The 16664-nt window shown below is 62.4% G+C and carries 12 protein-coding genes and 1 pseudogene; 6 read left to right on the forward strand and 7 right to left on the reverse strand.

The window, feature by feature from the left end:
• The 4 genes and pseudogenes from B0G80_RS41695 to phnC all read right to left on the reverse strand — a co-directional run bounded on the left by B0G80_RS41695 (position 1) and on the right by phnC (position 3340).
• Entirely contained in the window at positions 1–459 is a 459-nt protein-coding gene (locus B0G80_RS41695; protein ID WP_106277691.1) for a helix-turn-helix domain-containing protein, read from the reverse strand.
• 116 nt (positions 460–575) lie between these two features.
• Positions 576–1418 (reverse strand): phosphonate ABC transporter, permease protein PhnE, encoded by an 843-nt coding sequence (gene phnE / locus B0G80_RS41700; protein WP_116123340.1) that lies wholly within the window; start codon positions 1416–1418, stop codon positions 576–578.
• Positions 1415–2393 (reverse strand): annotated as a pseudogene (gene phnD, locus B0G80_RS41705) (phosphonate ABC transporter substrate-binding protein). The gene phnE and the pseudogene phnD overlap by 4 nt, the downstream one beginning before the upstream one ends.
• Positions 2394–2434: 41 nt before the next feature.
• Complete coding sequence (phnC, locus tag B0G80_RS41710; protein ID WP_116123341.1) at positions 2435–3340, reverse strand: phosphonate ABC transporter ATP-binding protein; 906 nt, start codon at positions 3338–3340, stop codon at positions 2435–2437.
• Between the two features lie 291 nt (positions 3341–3631).
• Between phnC and B0G80_RS41715 the strand changes: the two genes are divergently transcribed.
• The 4 genes from B0G80_RS41715 (at position 3632) to B0G80_RS41730 (ending at position 11534) form a co-directional block, all read left to right on the forward strand.
• Positions 3632–4666, forward strand: coding sequence for a M14 family zinc carboxypeptidase (locus B0G80_RS41715; protein ID WP_116123342.1), 1035 nt, complete (start codon positions 3632–3634; stop codon positions 4664–4666).
• The gene (locus B0G80_RS41720) at positions 4663–5463 is read left to right on the forward strand and encodes an alpha/beta fold hydrolase (RefSeq protein WP_116123343.1); all 801 of its coding nucleotides are present in this window, start codon (positions 4663–4665) and stop codon (positions 5461–5463) included. The genes B0G80_RS41715 and B0G80_RS41720 overlap by 4 nt, the downstream gene beginning before the upstream one ends.
• Positions 5464–5632: 169 nt before the next feature.
• The gene (locus B0G80_RS41725; protein ID WP_116123344.1) at positions 5633–10474 is read left to right on the forward strand and encodes an NAD-glutamate dehydrogenase; all 4842 of its coding nucleotides are present in this window, start codon (positions 5633–5635) and stop codon (positions 10472–10474) included.
• Positions 10475–10628: 154 nt separating this feature from the next.
• Positions 10629–11534 carry a cation diffusion facilitator family transporter gene (locus tag B0G80_RS41730; RefSeq protein ID WP_116123345.1) on the forward strand — a complete coding sequence of 302 codons (906 nt, stop codon included), beginning with the start codon at positions 10629–10631 and terminating at the stop codon, positions 11532–11534.
• A gap of 16 nt (positions 11535–11550) precedes the next feature.
• Here the strand turns inward: B0G80_RS41730 and B0G80_RS41735 are convergent, their stop codons facing one another.
• Complete coding sequence (locus B0G80_RS41735; protein ID WP_116123346.1) at positions 11551–12531, reverse strand: aldo/keto reductase; 981 nt, start codon at positions 12529–12531, stop codon at positions 11551–11553.
• Positions 12532–12764: 233 nt separating this feature from the next.
• Between B0G80_RS41735 and B0G80_RS41745 the strand changes: the two genes are divergently transcribed.
• Entirely contained in the window at positions 12765–13838 is a 1074-nt protein-coding gene (locus tag B0G80_RS41745) for a purine nucleoside permease (protein WP_116123348.1), read from the forward strand.
• A 222-nt stretch (positions 13839–14060) separates the two neighbouring features.
• Here the strand turns inward: B0G80_RS41745 and B0G80_RS41750 are convergent, their stop codons facing one another.
• Both B0G80_RS41750 and B0G80_RS41755 read right to left on the reverse strand, forming a co-directional pair.
• On the reverse strand, positions 14061–14366 hold the full coding sequence (locus tag B0G80_RS41750; RefSeq protein WP_106277210.1) for a DUF4148 domain-containing protein: 306 nt from the start codon (positions 14364–14366) through the stop codon (positions 14061–14063).
• A gap of 242 nt (positions 14367–14608) precedes the next feature.
• Entirely contained in the window at positions 14609–15613 is a 1005-nt protein-coding gene (locus tag B0G80_RS41755; protein ID WP_106277212.1) for a LysR family transcriptional regulator, read from the reverse strand.
• A gap of 183 nt (positions 15614–15796) precedes the next feature.
• Between B0G80_RS41755 and B0G80_RS41760 the strand changes: the two genes are divergently transcribed.
• Positions 15797–16651 carry an alpha/beta hydrolase gene (locus B0G80_RS41760; protein ID WP_116123944.1) on the forward strand — a complete coding sequence of 285 codons (855 nt, stop codon included), beginning with the start codon at positions 15797–15799 and terminating at the stop codon, positions 16649–16651.
• Positions 16652–16664: the final 13 nt, after the last annotated feature.

The raw sequence follows: 16664 nt of genomic DNA on the forward strand, positions 1-16664 counted from the left end.
CTATTCCAGACCCATGTCCTGTGACAATGCCGCCATTTCGTCCAACGCGTTGCGCCGCTGCGTATCAATGCGATTCTTGTAGGCCATCACGTCTTCGTACCGCACCCGCCGGTGAGTGTTCACCTTGCGGAACGGAATCTCTTTCTTCTCCAGCAACTGCACGAAGTACGGCCGCGACACGTTCAGGAGATCGGCAGCTTCCTGCGTGGTCAGTTCGGCATGAATCGGAATGATAGAGACGGCGTTCCCCTGGCCGATCTCCGTCAGAACATCGACCATTAGACGCACGACCGACGTAGGCAACTCGACGGTGCGCGTTTGGCCCCTGTCGTCCTTGAAGTCGAACTGCTGTGTCTCGGCGCGGCTGGACAGCACCACAGACAGATTCCGGCTGGAGGTGCGGGCAAGCTCGGCCTCCTGTTGGGACGGAAGCGGGGTGGGATGGATGGTGGTGTTCATGGCGCGACTCGGCTCCTTCGATTGCGTCATTCTAAATCGAAATATTCGAAATCGCAATAAACGAAACGGAGCGAAGGGGCGGGGTGAGGGGCCGTCGGTCGTCAGGCCGCCAACTTTCAGGTCACGCGCTCGCGCAGCCACGCCGAAACGAGGTCGATCACCGTCACCACCACGATCACCATGATCATCACGGCGGCCGTTTGCGCATAGTTGAACGAGCGAATCGCTTCGTACAACACCACGCCGATACCGCCCGCGCCGACCATGCCCACCACCATCGCCGAGCGCACGTTCGATTCGAAGCGATACAACGCGTACGAGATCCACAACGGCAGCACTTGCGGCAGCACGCCGTAAATGATTTCGTCGAGGCTGGTCGCGCCGGTGGCGCGCACGCCTTCGGCCGGGCGCGGATCGATGGCCTCGACCGCCTCGGCGAACAGCTTGGCGAGCACGCCGGTGGTGTGCACCCACAGCGCCAGCACACCCGCAAAAGGACCGAGGCCGACCGCGACGATAAACAGCATCGCGAAGACCATCTCGTTGATCGCGCGGCATGCGTCCATGATGCGGCGCATGGGCTGCACGATCCACATCGGCGCCATGTTGTGAGCGGACATCAGTCCGCAAGGCACCGCGCACACGAGCGAAAGCGCGGTGCCCCACACCGCCACCGAGAGCGTCACGTACATCTCGTGCAGATAGCTGCGCCATTCGGTGAAGTCGGGCGGAAAGAAGTCCTTGGCGAACTCGCCCATGTTGCCGGAGTCGGTGAGCAGATCCAGCGGACGCATGTCGGCGCCGTGCCATGCGCCGCCCAACACCGCCAACACCGCGATCCAGCCGACGAGCGAGAGCCAGCTACGCTTGCCGGCCGCCGGCGCGGGATGACGCGCCGCCTGCGCGTCGAGCGCTTCGCTCGCGCGCCCCGGCGACGTGACCAGATCGACCGTGTTCATTGCTTCGATTGCGCGATATTCAGCGCGCTCAGCTTCGCGTCGAGTGCGGCCAACTGAGTCTTGCGATCGTCATCGGAGAGATGCGTGTCGCTCGCGATCTTCTGCTTCTGCTGGAACAACGCGACCTGGCGGATCGGCAGCAACTGCGCATCCGACGATGCCGCGAAACCGCCGTAGCCGAAAATGCCGGCCATTACCGCCTTTTCGTGTGCATCGGTCTTCGCATAGTTGACGAAGAAGTTGCGCAGCTTGTCCTTGGTGGCTTGCGGCAGATCCTTGCGCCACACGATCGGGTCCGACGGAATCAGCGGCGAGGTCCACAGCACGCGCACTTGCGCGAACTTGTCCGGATGCTGCTTCTTCAAGGAATCGAGCATTTCCGTATTGTTGGTCGCGATATCGATCTTGTTGTTCACGACGGCCAGCAGATTCGCTTCATGACTGGAAGGCAGCACGGTTTTTAAACGACGTATTGACCGGCGTGTTGTGCTGGGCGAACAGGTAGTAACCGGGAATCAGCGTGCCGGACGTCGAGTTGGGATCGCCGAAGCCGAGCGTGACATCCTTCGTATTCTTGAATACATCGTCGAGCGTTTTGAAGCGGCTGTTCACGTTGGTGATCAACACGGATTTATATCCGGCGTCGCCATTCGCGTACACGGTCTTGGCAAACACCTCGCCTTGCGAACGATCCACCGCTTCGATCGCCGACGCATTGCCGAGATACGCAACCTGGACCTTGTTGAAACGCATGCCTTCGATAATGCCGGCGTAGTCCGTCGCGAAGAACGCCTTGACGTTCAGGCCGGTTTGCCTGTTCATGTCCTGAATCAGCGGTTCCCAGCGCTGTTTCAGCACGGACGACGAATCGGTCGAAATGATGCCGAGGTTCAGGTCTTCGGCTTGCGCGGTGGCGACAGCGGCAAGGGTCGCCGCGCCGACGGCCAGCGTGATCAATGAACGCAGGAATTTCATTGTTTGAGATCCGGTTGAGTTGACAGAACGAATGGGCGCGCTCAGTTCGAGTGCGCCGGATTGAGTGCGAACGCGTAGCGCATGGAGGCGGGCGCGGTGTCCTGAAGTGGTGTGCCGCCGTTAGCGGTTTTCGTGTCGAGATCGTCCGCGCTTATAGCGGCTTCGGCGAGCAACTCGCGGGCGTCGTCGCCGTAGAGTTTCTTGAGCAACGCAGGCGTGAGCGCGGCGGAAGGTCCGTCGTAGACCACCTTGCCGCGGCGCAGCGCAATCGTGCGCGGGCAGTACTGCATCGCGATGTCGACCTGATGCAGCGACACCAGCACCGTGAGTTGATGCTCGACGTTCAGCGTGCGCAGCATCTCCATCACGCGGCGCGCCGACTCGGGGTCGAGTGAGGCGATCGGTTCGTCGGCGAGCACGATACGCGCGCGTTGCACCAGCGCACGGGCAAGCGCGGCACGCTGCTGCTGGCCGCCGGAGAGATTGGCGGCGCGTTCGCGCGCATGTTCGCCGATGCCGACTTCGTTCAACGCAGCCATCGACAACGCCCGCTCGGCGCGCGGAAAACGGCCGCAGAGTCGACGCCACAACGGCAACCGTGCGAGCGCGCCGATCAGCACATTGCTTTCGACGGAGAGGCGGTTCATCAGATTGAATTGCTGGAACACGAAGCCGATATCGCGGCGAATGCTGCGCACCTCCCGCACAATGCGGCCGTTCTGCTGAATGGGCCGGCCCAGAATCGAAATCTGCGACGGCTGCGCATCCGAAGCCGTGAAGCCCGCGATATGACGCAGCAGCGTCGACTTGCCGGAGCCCGAGGCGCCGATCAACGCAACCATTTCGCCCGGTTCGACGCGCAGATCGATTTCGTCCAGCGCCTTGCGGCCATTGCTGAACGTCTTGCTCAACCGTTCGATACGAATTGCTTCCCGAATTGCTTCCATGACTACCCCTCGATGCCTCCGGCCTCTGCCGGCATGTGTGGGGCTCATTCTAGGAAGCGTCTGTGACGGTTGAGTGAAGGCATCGCAACGTCTAGACGACTATATCTATCCGTGTCTTTTTTGCGTCGCGGGCAAGGCAGATTGGAGTCAATCGTTCGAATGGAAAATGACATGCATGTGACAGGATTTGCGCCCGCCGGCGCCGCTTCAGCATGAGCGCCGCCGGCCAGGCTATATTGCGTCAATCGGTGTGCCGTCCCCATTAACCTTGCAATTGCTTGCGACATCGTCATGCAGCCTCTGAGCTTCCTTCCCGACAGTTTTGCGGAGTACGAAGATCTCAGGACGATCCTCGAGCAGGGCAGTGCGAGCTTCGCGATCCGCACCGTCTGCGAGACGACGGTGCGCGGCCGGCACTTCGCCGTGCAAACCGCGAGCATCGGATCCACCGACCCGCAAGCGCCGGCAATCGGCTTTTTCGGCGGCATTCACGGGCTCGAACGGATCGGCTCGCAACTCGTGCTCGACTACATGCGCGCGCTGCTCGCGCGGCTCGAATGGGACGAACTGCTGGTGCGCCAATTGCAGTCGATTCGTCTGATCTTTATGCCGATCGTCAATCCGGGCGGCATGTGGGCGGCCACGCGCGCCAACCCGAATGGCGTCGACCTGATGCGCAACGCGCCGCAGAACGCCGACGAACGCGTGCCGCTGCTAGCCGGCGGCCAGCGCGTTGGCGCCTGGCTGCCGTGGTATCGGGGCCGCGAGGGCGAGCCAATGGAGCCCGAGGCCTCGGCGTTGCTGCGTGTGGTCGAAACCGAACTGGCCACGCGGCCGCTGAGTATCGCGCTCGATTGCCACTCGGGCTACGGCTGGAGCGACAGCATCTGGTTTCCGTACGCACGCACCCGCAAAGTGATGCCGCATCTGCCGGAAATGTACGTGCTGAAAACCATGTTCGAACGCGCGCATCCCCATCATGGCTACGCATTCGAACCGCAGAGCCACCAATATCTGTTGCACGGCGATCTGTGGGACTTCGCTTACGACCGCGCGCCCGCGCCCAACGTCTTTCTGCCCATGACCCTCGAACTCGGCTCCTGGCTGTGGATCAAGAAGAATCCGCGCCAGTTGTTTTCGCGGCAGGGCATGTTCAATCCGGTGAAGGCGCATCGCACGGCGCGCGTGCTGCGGCGTCACGCGAACCTGCTCGACTTTCTGGCGCGCGCGGCCTTTTCGTCGCAACGCTGGCTGCCGCAAGGCAGTCGTCGCGAGCAATTGCTGCAAAGCGCGATCGACCATTGGTATAACCCGGAAAGCGTATGAGCACGTGGATCCTGCTGCGCGGCCTCACGCGTGAAATCCGCCACTGGGGTCGCTTGCCCGGCTTGCTGCACGGCGCGCTCAATGAAGCGGCCCTTCAGGCGGGCGTGCCTCGCCGTCTGCTGCTGCTCGATCTGCCGGGCAACGGCGAATTCACGCATTTGCGCGCACCGTCGACGGTTGCCGACATGGTCGGCTTCGTGCGCAATGCTGCTCTGCAAAGCGGCATGCCGGGTCCCTATTGCGTGCTGGCCATGTCGCTCGGCGGCATGGTGGCGACAGACTGGGCGCAACGGCATCCCTACGAGATCGAACGGCTGGTGCTGATCAATACGAGCATGCGGCCGTTCAGCCAGATGCAGGAGCGCTTGCGTCCTTCCGCATGGTCTGGCCTGCTGGGCGTGGCCACGCACTGGCGCGACGCGCCGCGCGCGGAACACGGCATTCATCGGCTGACGTGCAATAACGTGCAGACGCTGGGTGACGATCTCGACACCTGGAGCCGCATTCGCCGCAGCGCGCCCGTGAGCCGTGGCAATGCGTTACGGCAACTTTGGGCCGCGGCGCGTTTTACCGCGGGCACGGCGCGGCCGGAATGCCCATTGCTGATCCTCTCTTCGCGGGTCGACAAGCTGGTCGACCCCGTGTGTTCGGCAAAGCTGGCGGCGGCGTGGGGCGCCCTGCATTGCGAGCATCCGTGGGCCGGCCACGACCTGCCGCACGACGACCCGGCGTGGACTAGCGAACAGGTTCGCGCATGGCTCGCGCAGGAGCACGCGGTTCCCCGGGCCGTGCTTTAAATAGCCGGGCATGCCGTAACGATGCATTCACCGGCAGCGGGTATAACCTAAGTGCCGTCGTCCGTCGCATGCCGGTCGTCAGGTGCATAATTCCCCTTCAGACGATGCATGCGAATCAAGCGAGTAGCAGGCCATACCCGCCAATGCCGCCCAGCCGGGGGAGTTGATCATGCAAGCAAAGAACGAAGAAGCCGTTACGCACTTGCTGAACGATGTCGTCGAATTTGCACGAGGGCGATTGCCCGAGCCAACCTTCAAGGTCGTCGAGACCTTTCTGCGGCACTACTACGATTTCGTCGATGCGGACGACCTGCAAAGCCGCTCGATTGCCGATCTCTACGGCGCGGCACTCGCGCACTGGCAAACGGCGCAACGCTTCGTGCCGGGCGCCGAACGGCTGCGCGTCTATAACCCGATTCTCGAACAGCACGGCTGGCACTCCGATCACACGGTGATCGAGATCGTCAATGACGACATGCCGTTTCTGGTCGATTCCGTCTCGATGGCGGTCAACCGGCAGGGCCTCGCGCTGCATTCCGTCGTGCATCCGGTGTTTCGCATCTGGCGCGCGCCCGACGGCAGTATCGCGCGCTTGATCCAGGGCGCCGAAGAAGCCACCGATACGCGTTCGCAGTTGACGTCGTTCATCCACTTCGAAGTGGACCGTTGCGGCGACGCCGCAAAACTCGACGCGCTGCGTGATGAAATCGCCAAGGTGTTGCGCGACGTGCGGGCGGCCGTCGAAGACTGGCCGAAGATCGTCGAACTCGCGCGCGTCACGATCAAAGGCATGAAAGCCGGCGAGGGCGGACCGGAAGGTCTGGAAGCCCGCGCGTTTCTCGAATGGATGGTGGCCGATCATTTCACCTTTCTCGGCCAGCGCGATTACGAACTGGTGCAGCACGACATCGGCTACGGTCTGCGCGCGGTGCCGGGTTCGGGTCTGGGCATTCTGCGCGATGCATTGCGGCCCGCCGGCGCCGCCGAGATCACGCCCTTGCCGCCGGCCGCGGCCGAGATCATTTCAGGGTCGTCGCCGATCTTTCTGACCAAGGCCAATTCACGGGCCACCGTGCACCGGCCGGGCTATCTGGACTATGTCGGCATCAAGCTGACCGGCGCGGACGGCAAGGTGACCGGCGAGCGGCGCTTCATCGGCCTCTATACGTCGACGGCCTATTTCGTGTCGGCCGCCGAGATTCCGATCGTGCGGCGCAAATGCGCGAATATCGTGAGACGAGCCGGTTTCTTGCCGAAAGGTCATCTGGCGAAATCGCTCGTCACGGTGCTCGAAACCTATCCGCGTGACGAGCTGTTTCAGGCCGAAGAGAATCAGCTCTACGATATCGCGCTAGGCGTGCTGCGTTTGCAGGAGCATCAGCGCACCCGGCTGTTCGTACGGCGGGATCGTTTTGATCGTTTCGTGTCGTGTCTCGTGTTCGTGCCGCGCGACAAGTACAACACCGACCTGCGTCAGCGCATTGCCAATCTGCTGGTCGACGCATTCAACGGTGAGAGTGTCGAGTTCACTCCCCTGCTGTCGGAGTCGACGCTGGCGCGCATTCACTTCGTGGTGCACGCGAAGCCGGGCGGCATGCCCAACGTCGATACGCGCGAACTGGAATCGCGGCTCGTGCAGGTCGCGCGCCGCTGGCAGGACGATCTTGCCGACGCCTTGCTCGACGCCTTCGGCGAAGAGCAGGGCAACCGTCTGCTGCAACACTACAGCGATTCTTTTCCCGCCGGCTATCGCGACGACTATCCTGCCCGCACGGCGGTGCGCGATATCGAACTAATCGAACGCGTGCAAGGCAGCGAACGGCTCGCGATGAACCTGTACCGCCCGATCGAATCGGGCCCGCGCGCGTTTCGCTTCAAGGTGTATCGCGCGGGGTTGCCGATCGCCTTGTCGCGCAGTTTGCCGATGCTCGAACATCTCGGCGTGCGTGTCGATGAAGAGCGGCCCTATCTGATCGAGGCGCTGGGCGCGACGCCCGCGTGGATTCACGACTTCGGGCTCGAACTCGCGGACGACGCGGAGTTCGATATTGAACGCGTCAAAGATCTCTTCGAAGAGGCCTTCGAAAAGGTCTGGACCGGCGCGATCGAAAGCGATGACTTTAATCGCCTCGTGTTGCGCGCGCAATTGAATGCGCGCGAGGTGACGATCCTGCGCGCGTACGCCAAGTATCTTCGGCAGGTCGGCTCGACCTTCAGCGACGCGTATATCGAGCGCGCGGTGACCGGCAATCCGGCGATCGCGCGCATGCTGGTCGAACTGTTCGTGGCCCGCTTCAATCCGGTATTGGGCGAGACGCGCGAGGCGCGCGTGGACGGCTGGCTCCATACGATCGACAGTGCGCTTGACCAGGTGCCGAATCTCGACGAAGACCGCATACTGCGGCAATTTCTCGGCGTCATCAAAGCGACCAAGCGGACCAACTACTACCGCTTCGACGCCGACGGCAAACCGAAGCCGTATCTCTCCTTCAAGTTCGATCCCGCGCAAGTGCCCGGCTTGCCCGAACCGAAACCGATGTTCGAAATCTGGGTGTACTCGCCGCGCGTGGAAGGCGTGCATTTGCGTGGCGGCCGCGTGGCGCGCGGTGGCCTGCGCTGGTCGGACCGGCGCGAGGACTTCCGCACGGAAGTGCTCGGCCTGATGAAGGCGCAGATGGTGAAGAACGTGGTGATCGTGCCGGTCGGTTCGAAAGGCGGCTTCGTCGTGAAGAATCCGCCGCCGCAAACCGAACGCGACGCGTGGATGCGCGAAGGCATTGCGTGTTATCAGACCTTCCTGCGCGGCCTGCTCGACGTGACCGACAATCTCGCCGGCACGACTATCGTGCCGCCGCCCGACGTGGTGCGCCACGATCCCGACGATCCCTATCTGGTGGTCGCGGCCGACAAAGGCACGGCCACGTTTTCCGACTACGCGAACGCGATCTCGCAGGAATATGGCTTCTGGCTCGACGATGCGTTTGCCTCGGGCGGCTCGGTCGGTTACGACCACAAGAAAATGGCCATCACCGCGCGCGGTGCGTGGGAGTCGGTCAAGCGGCACTTCCGCGAAATGGGCGTGGATACGCAGACCATGGACTTCACGGTGGTCGGCGTGGGCGATATGTCGGGCGATGTGTTCGGCAACGGCATGCTGCTGTCACCGCATATCAAGCTCGTGGCCGCGTTCGACCATCGGCATATTTTTCTCGACCCGAATCCCGATCCGGCGGTCAGTCTTGCCGAGCGCGGGCGTCTATTCGTTCTCGACCGTTCGAGTTGGGCCGACTACGATCCCTCGCTGATCTCGGCGGGCGGCGGCGTGTTTCCGCGCAGCGCCAAGACCATTCCGCTCTCGCCGGCGGTGCAGTCGGTGCTCGGCATCAGCGCGCCGGCGCTCGCGCCCGCTGAACTGATGCGCGCGATCCTGCAGGCGCCGGTCGATCTGCTGTACAACGGCGGCATCGGCACGTATGTGAAGGCGAGCCGCGAAACACATCTGCAAGTCGGCGACCGTGCCAACGACGCGATCCGTGTCAACGGTTCCGACCTGAGATGCAAGGTCGTGGCCGAAGGCGGCAATCTCGGGCTCACGCAGCTCGGGCGCATCGAGTTCGCACAGCGCGGCGGCCGCATCAATACCGATGCGATCGACAACTCCGCTGGCGTGGACTGCTCGGACCACGAGGTCAACATCAAGATTCTGCTGGGCCTGGTCGTCTCCGACGGCGAGATGACGGAGAAGCAACGCAACGCGCTGCTCGCCGACATGACCGACGAAGTCGGCTTGCTCGTGCTGCAGGACAATTACTACCAGACGCAGGCGCTGTCGATTGCGGGCCGCTACGGCGTCGAATTGCTCGATGCGGAAGCGCGCCTGATGCGCTACCTCGAACGCGCGGGGCGGCTCAATCGCGTGATCGAGTTTCTGCCGACCGACGAAGAAGTCGCCGAACGGCAGGCCGCGAGGCAAGGGCTCACCACGCCGGAGCGCGCCGTGCTGCTCGCTTACAGCAAGATGTGGCTGTACGACGCGCTGCTCGAATCGCCAATGCCGGAAGATCCGCTCGTCAGCGACATGCTGGTGGAGTATTTTCCGAAACCGTTGCGGCAGCGCTTCAGCGAGCCGATGCAGCGCCACCCGCTGCGCCGTGAAATTCTCGCGACGCATCTGACCAACGCACTCGTGAATCGCGTGGGTTGCGAGTTCGTGCACAGGTTGATGGAAGAAACCGATGCACAGCCGGGCGACATTGTGCGGGCCATCATCATGGCGCGCGACGTGTTCAATCTCAACGATGTGTGGCGCAGTATCGACGCGCTCGACAACCGCGTCGCCGACGACATCCAGGCGCGCATGTTCGTCGAAGTCGCGCGGCTGGTCGAGCGCTCGGCGCTGTGGTTCCTGCGGCAATTGCAATCGGGCGCGGTTAGCGACCGCGACGTGGCCGGCCTGCTCGCGCGTTGCCGCGACGCGGCGCAACGCCTCGCGCCGCAATGGCCCGCGCTGTTGCCGAACGCCGATCTCGAAGCGCTCTCCGAGCGGCAGCGCGTATTCGCGGACGCCGGCGTGGATAGCGAGCTGGCGGTGCGAATCGCGAGCGGCGAGATCTCGGCTGCGTTGCTCGATATCGCCGAAGTGTCGTCCACCTGCGGGCGCAGTCTCGAACTGGTGGCCGGCGTCTATTTCGCGCTCGGCACGCTGCTCAGTTCCGGCTGGATCAGCGAGCGCGCGGCCGCGTTGCCGGCGCCCACGCATTGGGACATGCTGGCGCGCGCCACGGCGGTGGCCGACATAGCGCGTCTCAAACGCGCGTTGACGACGAGCGCATTGGCCGACGCCGACGAAGCCTCCACGCCCGAGGCGCTGGTCGAAGCATGGCGTGAGAAGCGCACCGCGCAACTGGAACGCTACGAGCGCTTGCTGGCTGACCTTCGGGCCACCGGCGGTGCGAGCCTGTCGATGCTGCTGGTGATCGTGCGTGAAATGGCGGCGCTCGAAAGAGCGTAACGAGGCTTGAGGCGAAGGAAGGCGAACGAGGTAGAGCGCAAGCGGAGCACGTTGCAAACAACACCCGGTTGGACGCATGCCGCCCGGCATGCCCATAATACGGGCTGTTGCCCATCGAAAGCTCTTTGCAAACTCACGGACGCCTTCCACGACGATGAAAGAAGAATCGCCGAAAGCCATTTTCTACGCGCTCGCCGCCAACCTCGGCATTGCCATCTGCAAGTTCGCCGCCGCCGCGTTCACCGGTTCTGGTTCGATGTTCGCCGAGGCCATTCACTCCACCGCCGATTGCGGCAATCAATTGCTGCTGCTGTTCGGTCTGCGCGAAGCGCGCAAGCCGGCGAGCCCGCTGCATCCCATGGGCGGCGGGCGCGAGATCAACTTCTACTCGCTGCTGGTCGCGCTTCTGCTGTTCTTTGTCGGCGGCGCGTTCTCGGTGTATGAGGGCGTGCATCGTCTGTTCGTGCACGAGCCGTTGCAGTATGCCTACGTAGCCCTGGCGGTGCTCGGCGTGTCCGTGGTGTTGGAGGCGCTGTCCTTGTGGGGCGCCGTCAAGGAAATCCGCAAGACGCATCCCGACAAAAGCATGTGGCGCTGGTTTCGGGAGACGCGCGAGTCCGAGCTGCTGGTGGTAGCGGGCGAGGATATCGCCGCGCTGGCGGGCCTGGCGATAGCCTTCGCGGCCGTGCTGCTCACCATGATGACCGGCAATCCTGTCTACGACGCGCTGGGGTCCATCGGCGTCGGCGTGTTGCTCATGGTGATCGCGTGGCTGGTGGCGCGTGAAGTGAAGTCGATGATCGTCGGCGAATCGGCAAGCCCCGAAGTGCGGCGCGCGATCGAGGCGCATCTGCGCGGGCGCACCGAGATTCGCAGCATCATCAATATGATTACGCTGCAGTGGGGGCGTCATGTGGTGGTGGCCGTGCAGGCGGAAATGATCGACTACGCGAGCGGCCGCGCGATGGTCGATGCGATCAACGTGATCGAAGCGGACTTGCAGGCCACGTTCCCGCAAGTCCGCTGGGTGTTCTTCGAACCGGAAGTGCCGCGCGTTTGAGCGGCACGTCTACGGCTTATTCGAAGCCCGTCACCGCATGCGGCACATACAACTCTTCGAGCCGGCCGATTTCCTCCGCGCTTAAGTTGAGTGAAAGCGCGGCTACCGCATCGTCGAGATGATGCAGTTTGGTCGCACCGACGATCGGCGCGGTGACCGGCTTCTTCTGCAACACCCACGCGAGCGCGACCTGTGCACGCGGCACGCCGCGCTCGCTGGCGATCTGGCTGACCCGTTCGACAATCCGGCGATCGGCGTCTTCCGTCTGCGCGTAAAGCGTGCGGCCGAATTCGTCGGTTTCGGAGCGCGCGCTTTCGGTGCTCCAGTCGCGCGTCAGGCGGCCGCGCGCGAGCGGGCTCCATGGAATCACGCCGATACCTTCGCTTTCGCACAGCGGCAGCATTTCGCGCTCTTCCTCGCGGTACAGAAGATTGACGTAGTTCTGCATTGTCACGAAGCGCGTCCAGCCGTTCTTCTCAGCCACATGCAACGCCTTGGCGAACTGCCATGCATACATGGACGATGCGCCGATGTAGCGCGCCTTGCCGGCCTTCACGACGTCGTGCAACGCTTCCATGGTTTCTTCGATCGGCGTGCCGTAGTCCCAGCGGTGGATCTGATACAGGTCCACGTAGTCCGTGCCGAGGCGCCGCAGGCTGTGGTCGATCTCCGACATGATCGCCTTGCGCGACAGGCCGGCGCCGTTCGGGCCCGGATGCATGCGGCTGTTCACCTTGGTGGCCAGCACGATCTCGTCGCGCTTCGCAAAGTCCTTGAGCGCGCGGCCGACGATTTCCTCGCTCGTGCCGTCGGAATACACGTTCGCAGTGTCGAAAAAATTGATGCCGTAGTCGAGCGCCTGTTTGATGAAGGGACGCGCGGCTTCGTCGTCCAGCGACCACGGATGGGTGCCGCGAGACGGCACGCCGTAGCTCATGCAGCCGAGACAAAGACGCGATACATCGAGGCCGGTGCGGCCGAGTTTCACATAGTCCATCGAGGTGCTCCTGTTATGAAGTGCACAAAGCCGGTGCGCTGCGGACTATCGATTATAAGAAAACGCCGAAGAACGCGTACTGCGCCCATTTGCATGCCTCTCCGGACAGTGCCCGGAAGCGTGGACCGATGGTGCATCGCGTAGTGGAAAATAATTTCTTCGCATCTATACTTCTTTCGGCCTGAAAGCAGCACTCTTTCCCAACCTGCATCACAAGCAAAAGGAAGATCACGATGCTGACTCGCTCACTCGGCGCCGTCTGCGCCATTACCCTCGCGGCATGCGCGGCCCTCTCGTCCGGGCCGGCCAGCGCGGACGACAACGACGGTTTCTCGCGCGGCGACGGCGGCTCGCACGGGCAGCCCGTCAAGGTGATGATCATTTCGATGTTCGGGCCGGAGGGGCAGGTGTGGCTCGACAACCTCGGGCCGTGGCGCGAGATTACGGTGGACGGCCTGTCGCCCGATTACCCGACCGTCCATTGCAACCGGCAGGACGTGTGCGTGATGACCACCGGCATGGGACACACCAACGCTGCTGCGTCGATCATGGCGCTGACGTTCTCGCCGCGTTTCGATTTGCGGCGTACGTACTTCATGGTGGCCGGCATTGCCGGGATCGATCCGCAGCAGGGCACGGTGGGCTCCGCCGCATGGGCGAAATATCTGGTCGACTTCGGGATTCAATGGGAGATCGACGGGCGCGAGATTCCGCCCAACTGGAATACCGGCTACCTCGGCATCAACACGAAGAGTCCGTCGGATAAGCCGCCGCTTGATTACCGCACTGAGGTGTTCCAGTTGAACACGCGGCTCGCGCATACGGCGTTCGCATTGTCTCGCCACGTGACGCTGTCCGATAACGCGCAGGCTCAGGCCGCGCGGGCCAAGTATTCGTATGCGCCGGCGAATCTTCCGCCGACCGTTATTCAATGCGATACGCTCGCGGGCGATACGTGGTGGTCAGGCACACTGCTTGGGCAGCGAGCCCGCGACTGGACCAAAATCCTGACCGATGAAAAAGGCGTCTACTGCACGACGCAGCAAGAGGACAACGCTACCTACGAAGCGCTTAAGCGCGCGGCTTCGGTACACAAGGTGGATTTGAATCGTGTTGCCGTGTTGCGCGCGGGCTCCGATTTCGACCGGCCCTACGACGGGCAGACGAGTGCGGACAACCTGCTGAACTATGCCGCGCAAGGCGGCTTTACGATCGCTATCCAGAACCTGTTTCTCGCGGGCAATCCGCTCGTGCAGGATATCTCCACGCACTGGGGCGAGTGGCGTGACGGCGTGCCGAGGCGCTAGGTCTCTGCAAATGTGACTGTGCCCGCGGACCAGGTCCGCGGGCACTCGCTGCTACTTTCGGCATTTAGTGTTGCGGCGCGCGATACGGCGTCCACACAGGGGTGTCGGTGTCCCAATTGTCGAGTTCCGAGGGTGTCATGATGAGCTCCTTTTTGAAGAGTGCATGGACAGCGTCGCAATGACTATTTCTTTTGGAAACCGAATCATTGCGGCACGCTGGTTTTACTGTCCGTTGGCCACGCGCGTAACGTCGCCGCTCGTGCCTTCCTGCAGCGCGATGCGGGCTGCCTGAGTTTGACCGATCAGGCCTTTATTCGGGTACGTCGTACGATTGAGCGAGGGCAGCGAGCCGTCGCGATAGGCTGCGACGAGTTCGGCCTTCACTTCTTCGCGCGATTTCGCGGTAGTGCTCGGCGTGGGTTGCGTTTCGTATGTACCTGCGCGGCCAATCCCTCCGCCGCCTTGTGCGAACGCCGGAGCGCTCACGATCAGCGAAAGAGCCAGACCTGCTAAGAGATTGCGTTTCATGATTCACTCCTGTCGATTCGTTTGCAGCACGAGCGGCGCTGCGACAGGGTGAAATGTAGACTTCGAGGCAGTGCGGATAAACCGCACTTTCGCGAAATGAATTGTCGCGATTCCAGAACAATCGCGCCGACACCAGATGAAACGCCTTGCCGGCGTTGCCGCAAAAAGAAAACCGCGGCATTAGAGCCGCGGTTGGAATTCACTGTTCCAGATTCTGCGCTTCAAACTTCAATTCGCGCGAATTACGCGACCCATTCCGTTATCACCGGCGTGTCGAGCATTGGAGCGGACTCGCGTTCTTCGAGCGTGCGCTTCGTGCAGGTTGCGTCCAGACTGCCACGTCCGCTCAATAACGGACAACGGTCGAACAGCTCCGCAATCCAGTCTACGAAAACGCGGACTTTAGGCGACAGATGCCGGCTGTGCGGATAGACTGCCGAAATTGGCATCGGCAAGGGCTTCAGTTCCGGCAGCACTTCGACCAGTTGACCCGACCGCAGATGCGGCAGCACCATGAAGAGCGCAGGCTGAATCAGGCCGAAGCCTTCCAACCCGCAGGTCACGTAGGCGTCCGCGTCGTTCACCGAGACGATGCTCTTCATTTTCACTTCAACTTCTTTGCCATCAACCATGAAGGCCCAATCGAGCGTGCGACCCGTGCGGCTCGAAAAGTAATTGACTGCTTTGTGATTCTCCAGGTCTTCGAGCGATTTCGGCATGCCCGCGCGCTCGATGTAGTCGGGGGCCGCGCAGGTCACGCCCTCGAACAGACCGATTCGACGTGCCACCAGCGAGGAATCCTGTAGCGCGCCGACCCGCACCACGCAATCCACGCCTTCCTGCAACAGGTCAACCGGCCGGTCCGTCAGGCCGAGTTGCAGATCGATGTCCGGATAGCGCGTGTGGAATTCACACAGCGAAGGAATCACCAGCAAGCGGCCGATCGACCCCGGCATGTCGATGCGCAGCTTGCCGTGCGGCTTTTTATTGCCGCTTTGAAAACTGGCCTCGGTCTCTTCGACGTCCGCGAGGATGCGCACGCAGCGTTCGTAGTACGCCGCGCCGTCCGGCGTGAGCGACAAACGGCGCGTGGTCCGATGCATCAGACGCGTGCCGAGGAACGCTTCGAGGTTCTGAATAATCGTGGTAACCGATGCGCGCGGCAAGTCGAGCGTTTCCGCTGCACGGGTAAAGCTGTTGGTGTCGACAACACGAGTGAACACTTGCATGGCCTGAAGCCGGTCCATTGCAGACCTCCAATAGGGGCTGGCGCACTGAGCAGGAAAGGACTCCACCACGAATCCGCGGACAATCGCTTTCGATTGTTCAGGGGCGCCGAATTGTGTTGCCGGATTATAGGCATTTATTTACGAGTCTGCCGAACCCACAATTCGCACCATTGAAGTTCTATGCGCATTGCGCGGCTCGACATGGAAGCATTTAAACCGCCGTACTCCTTTGTGCCCGCCGGCAGCAGCCCGGCAGAGGCCGACAGCACGGCACTCGAAGTCACTGACGTGCAGATCGAAGGGCACGCGCAGGACATCACGTTGCGTCTGTACAGACAGGAAAAGAAAACCGCACTGCCGGTACTGCTTTATTTCCATGGTGGTGGATTTACGAAGGGCTCGATCGATCAGGCCGACTACGCTTCGCGTTATTTCGCAGAACACTTACCGGCTCTGGTCGTATCGGTCGGGTACTCGCTGGCGCCGCAGTTTCCGTTTCCGGCTGCGCCTGAAGACGCGCATCGCGCGGCGCTGTGGGTGCAGACCCGGGCGCGCGCGTTTGGCGGGAATAGCAAGAAGGTTGGCGTGGCCGGCCACGACGCTGGCGGCCAGTTGGCCAATTGTCTCGCTTTCATCGCACGGGATCGCGGCGACGTGCGCATTTCCGCCCAAGCGCTGTTCGGGCCCATGCTCGATCCGAGCCTCACGCGCCTGGGCGACGAAAAGCGCCTCGGCTCGGACATCACGGCAAAAGAGTGCGCGGCGTGTTATCGCGCTTATCTGCCGCAAGCGTCGCAGCGTATGCATCCGTACGCCGCGCCGCTCGAATCGTCGCGTCTCGCTGGCCTGCCGGCCACGCTGATCGCGACGGCCCAAAACGACGTCCTGCATGTGGAGGCGGAGAAATACGCCAGCAGTCTGATCGACGCCGGTGTGCTGACCCAGGTGGTCCGCTATCCGAGTGTGTCGCATGCCGCGCTGGCCGATCATCCGCCCGCCTTGCAGGAAGCGGTGCGATTTTTTCAGTGGCGCTTCGATGCACGCGCCCATCGCTGAAACAGAAATAAGC

Source organism: Paraburkholderia sp. BL6669N2 (genome assembly GCF_003387275.1).
Taxonomy (GTDB): Bacteria; Pseudomonadota; Gammaproteobacteria; order Burkholderiales; family Burkholderiaceae; genus Paraburkholderia.

What these genes read in the sequence shown, in the direction of transcription:
- B0G80_RS41735 (WP_116123346.1), bottom strand. Translation starts at nt 12,531, where the DNA reads ATGGACTATGTGAAACTCGGCCGCACCGGCCTCGATGTATCGCGTCTT.
- B0G80_RS41715 (WP_116123342.1), top strand. Translation starts at nt 3,632, where the DNA reads ATGCAGCCTCTGAGCTTCCTTCCCGACAGTTTTGCGGAGTACGAAGAT.
- phnC (WP_116123341.1), bottom strand. Translation starts at nt 3,340, where the DNA reads ATGGAAGCAATTCGGGAAGCAATTCGTATCGAACGGTTGAGCAAGACG.
- B0G80_RS41750 (WP_106277210.1), bottom strand. Translation starts at nt 14,366, where the DNA reads ATGAAACGCAATCTCTTAGCAGGTCTGGCTCTTTCGCTGATCGTGAGC.
- B0G80_RS41725 (WP_116123344.1), top strand. Translation starts at nt 5,633, where the DNA reads ATGCAAGCAAAGAACGAAGAAGCCGTTACGCACTTGCTGAACGATGTC.
- B0G80_RS41720 (WP_116123343.1), top strand. Translation starts at nt 4,663, where the DNA reads ATGAGCACGTGGATCCTGCTGCGCGGCCTCACGCGTGAAATCCGCCAC.
- B0G80_RS41755 (WP_106277212.1), bottom strand. Translation starts at nt 15,613, where the DNA reads ATGGACCGGCTTCAGGCCATGCAAGTGTTCACTCGTGTTGTCGACACC.
- B0G80_RS41745 (WP_116123348.1), top strand. Translation starts at nt 12,765, where the DNA reads ATGCTGACTCGCTCACTCGGCGCCGTCTGCGCCATTACCCTCGCGGCA.
- B0G80_RS41695 (WP_106277691.1), bottom strand. Translation starts at nt 459, where the DNA reads ATGAACACCACCATCCATCCCACCCCGCTTCCGTCCCAACAGGAGGCC.
- B0G80_RS41760 (WP_116123944.1), top strand. Translation starts at nt 15,797, where the DNA reads ATGGAAGCATTTAAACCGCCGTACTCCTTTGTGCCCGCCGGCAGCAGC.
- B0G80_RS41730 (WP_116123345.1), top strand. Translation starts at nt 10,629, where the DNA reads ATGAAAGAAGAATCGCCGAAAGCCATTTTCTACGCGCTCGCCGCCAAC.
- phnE (WP_116123340.1), bottom strand. Translation starts at nt 1,418, where the DNA reads ATGAACACGGTCGATCTGGTCACGTCGCCGGGGCGCGCGAGCGAAGCG.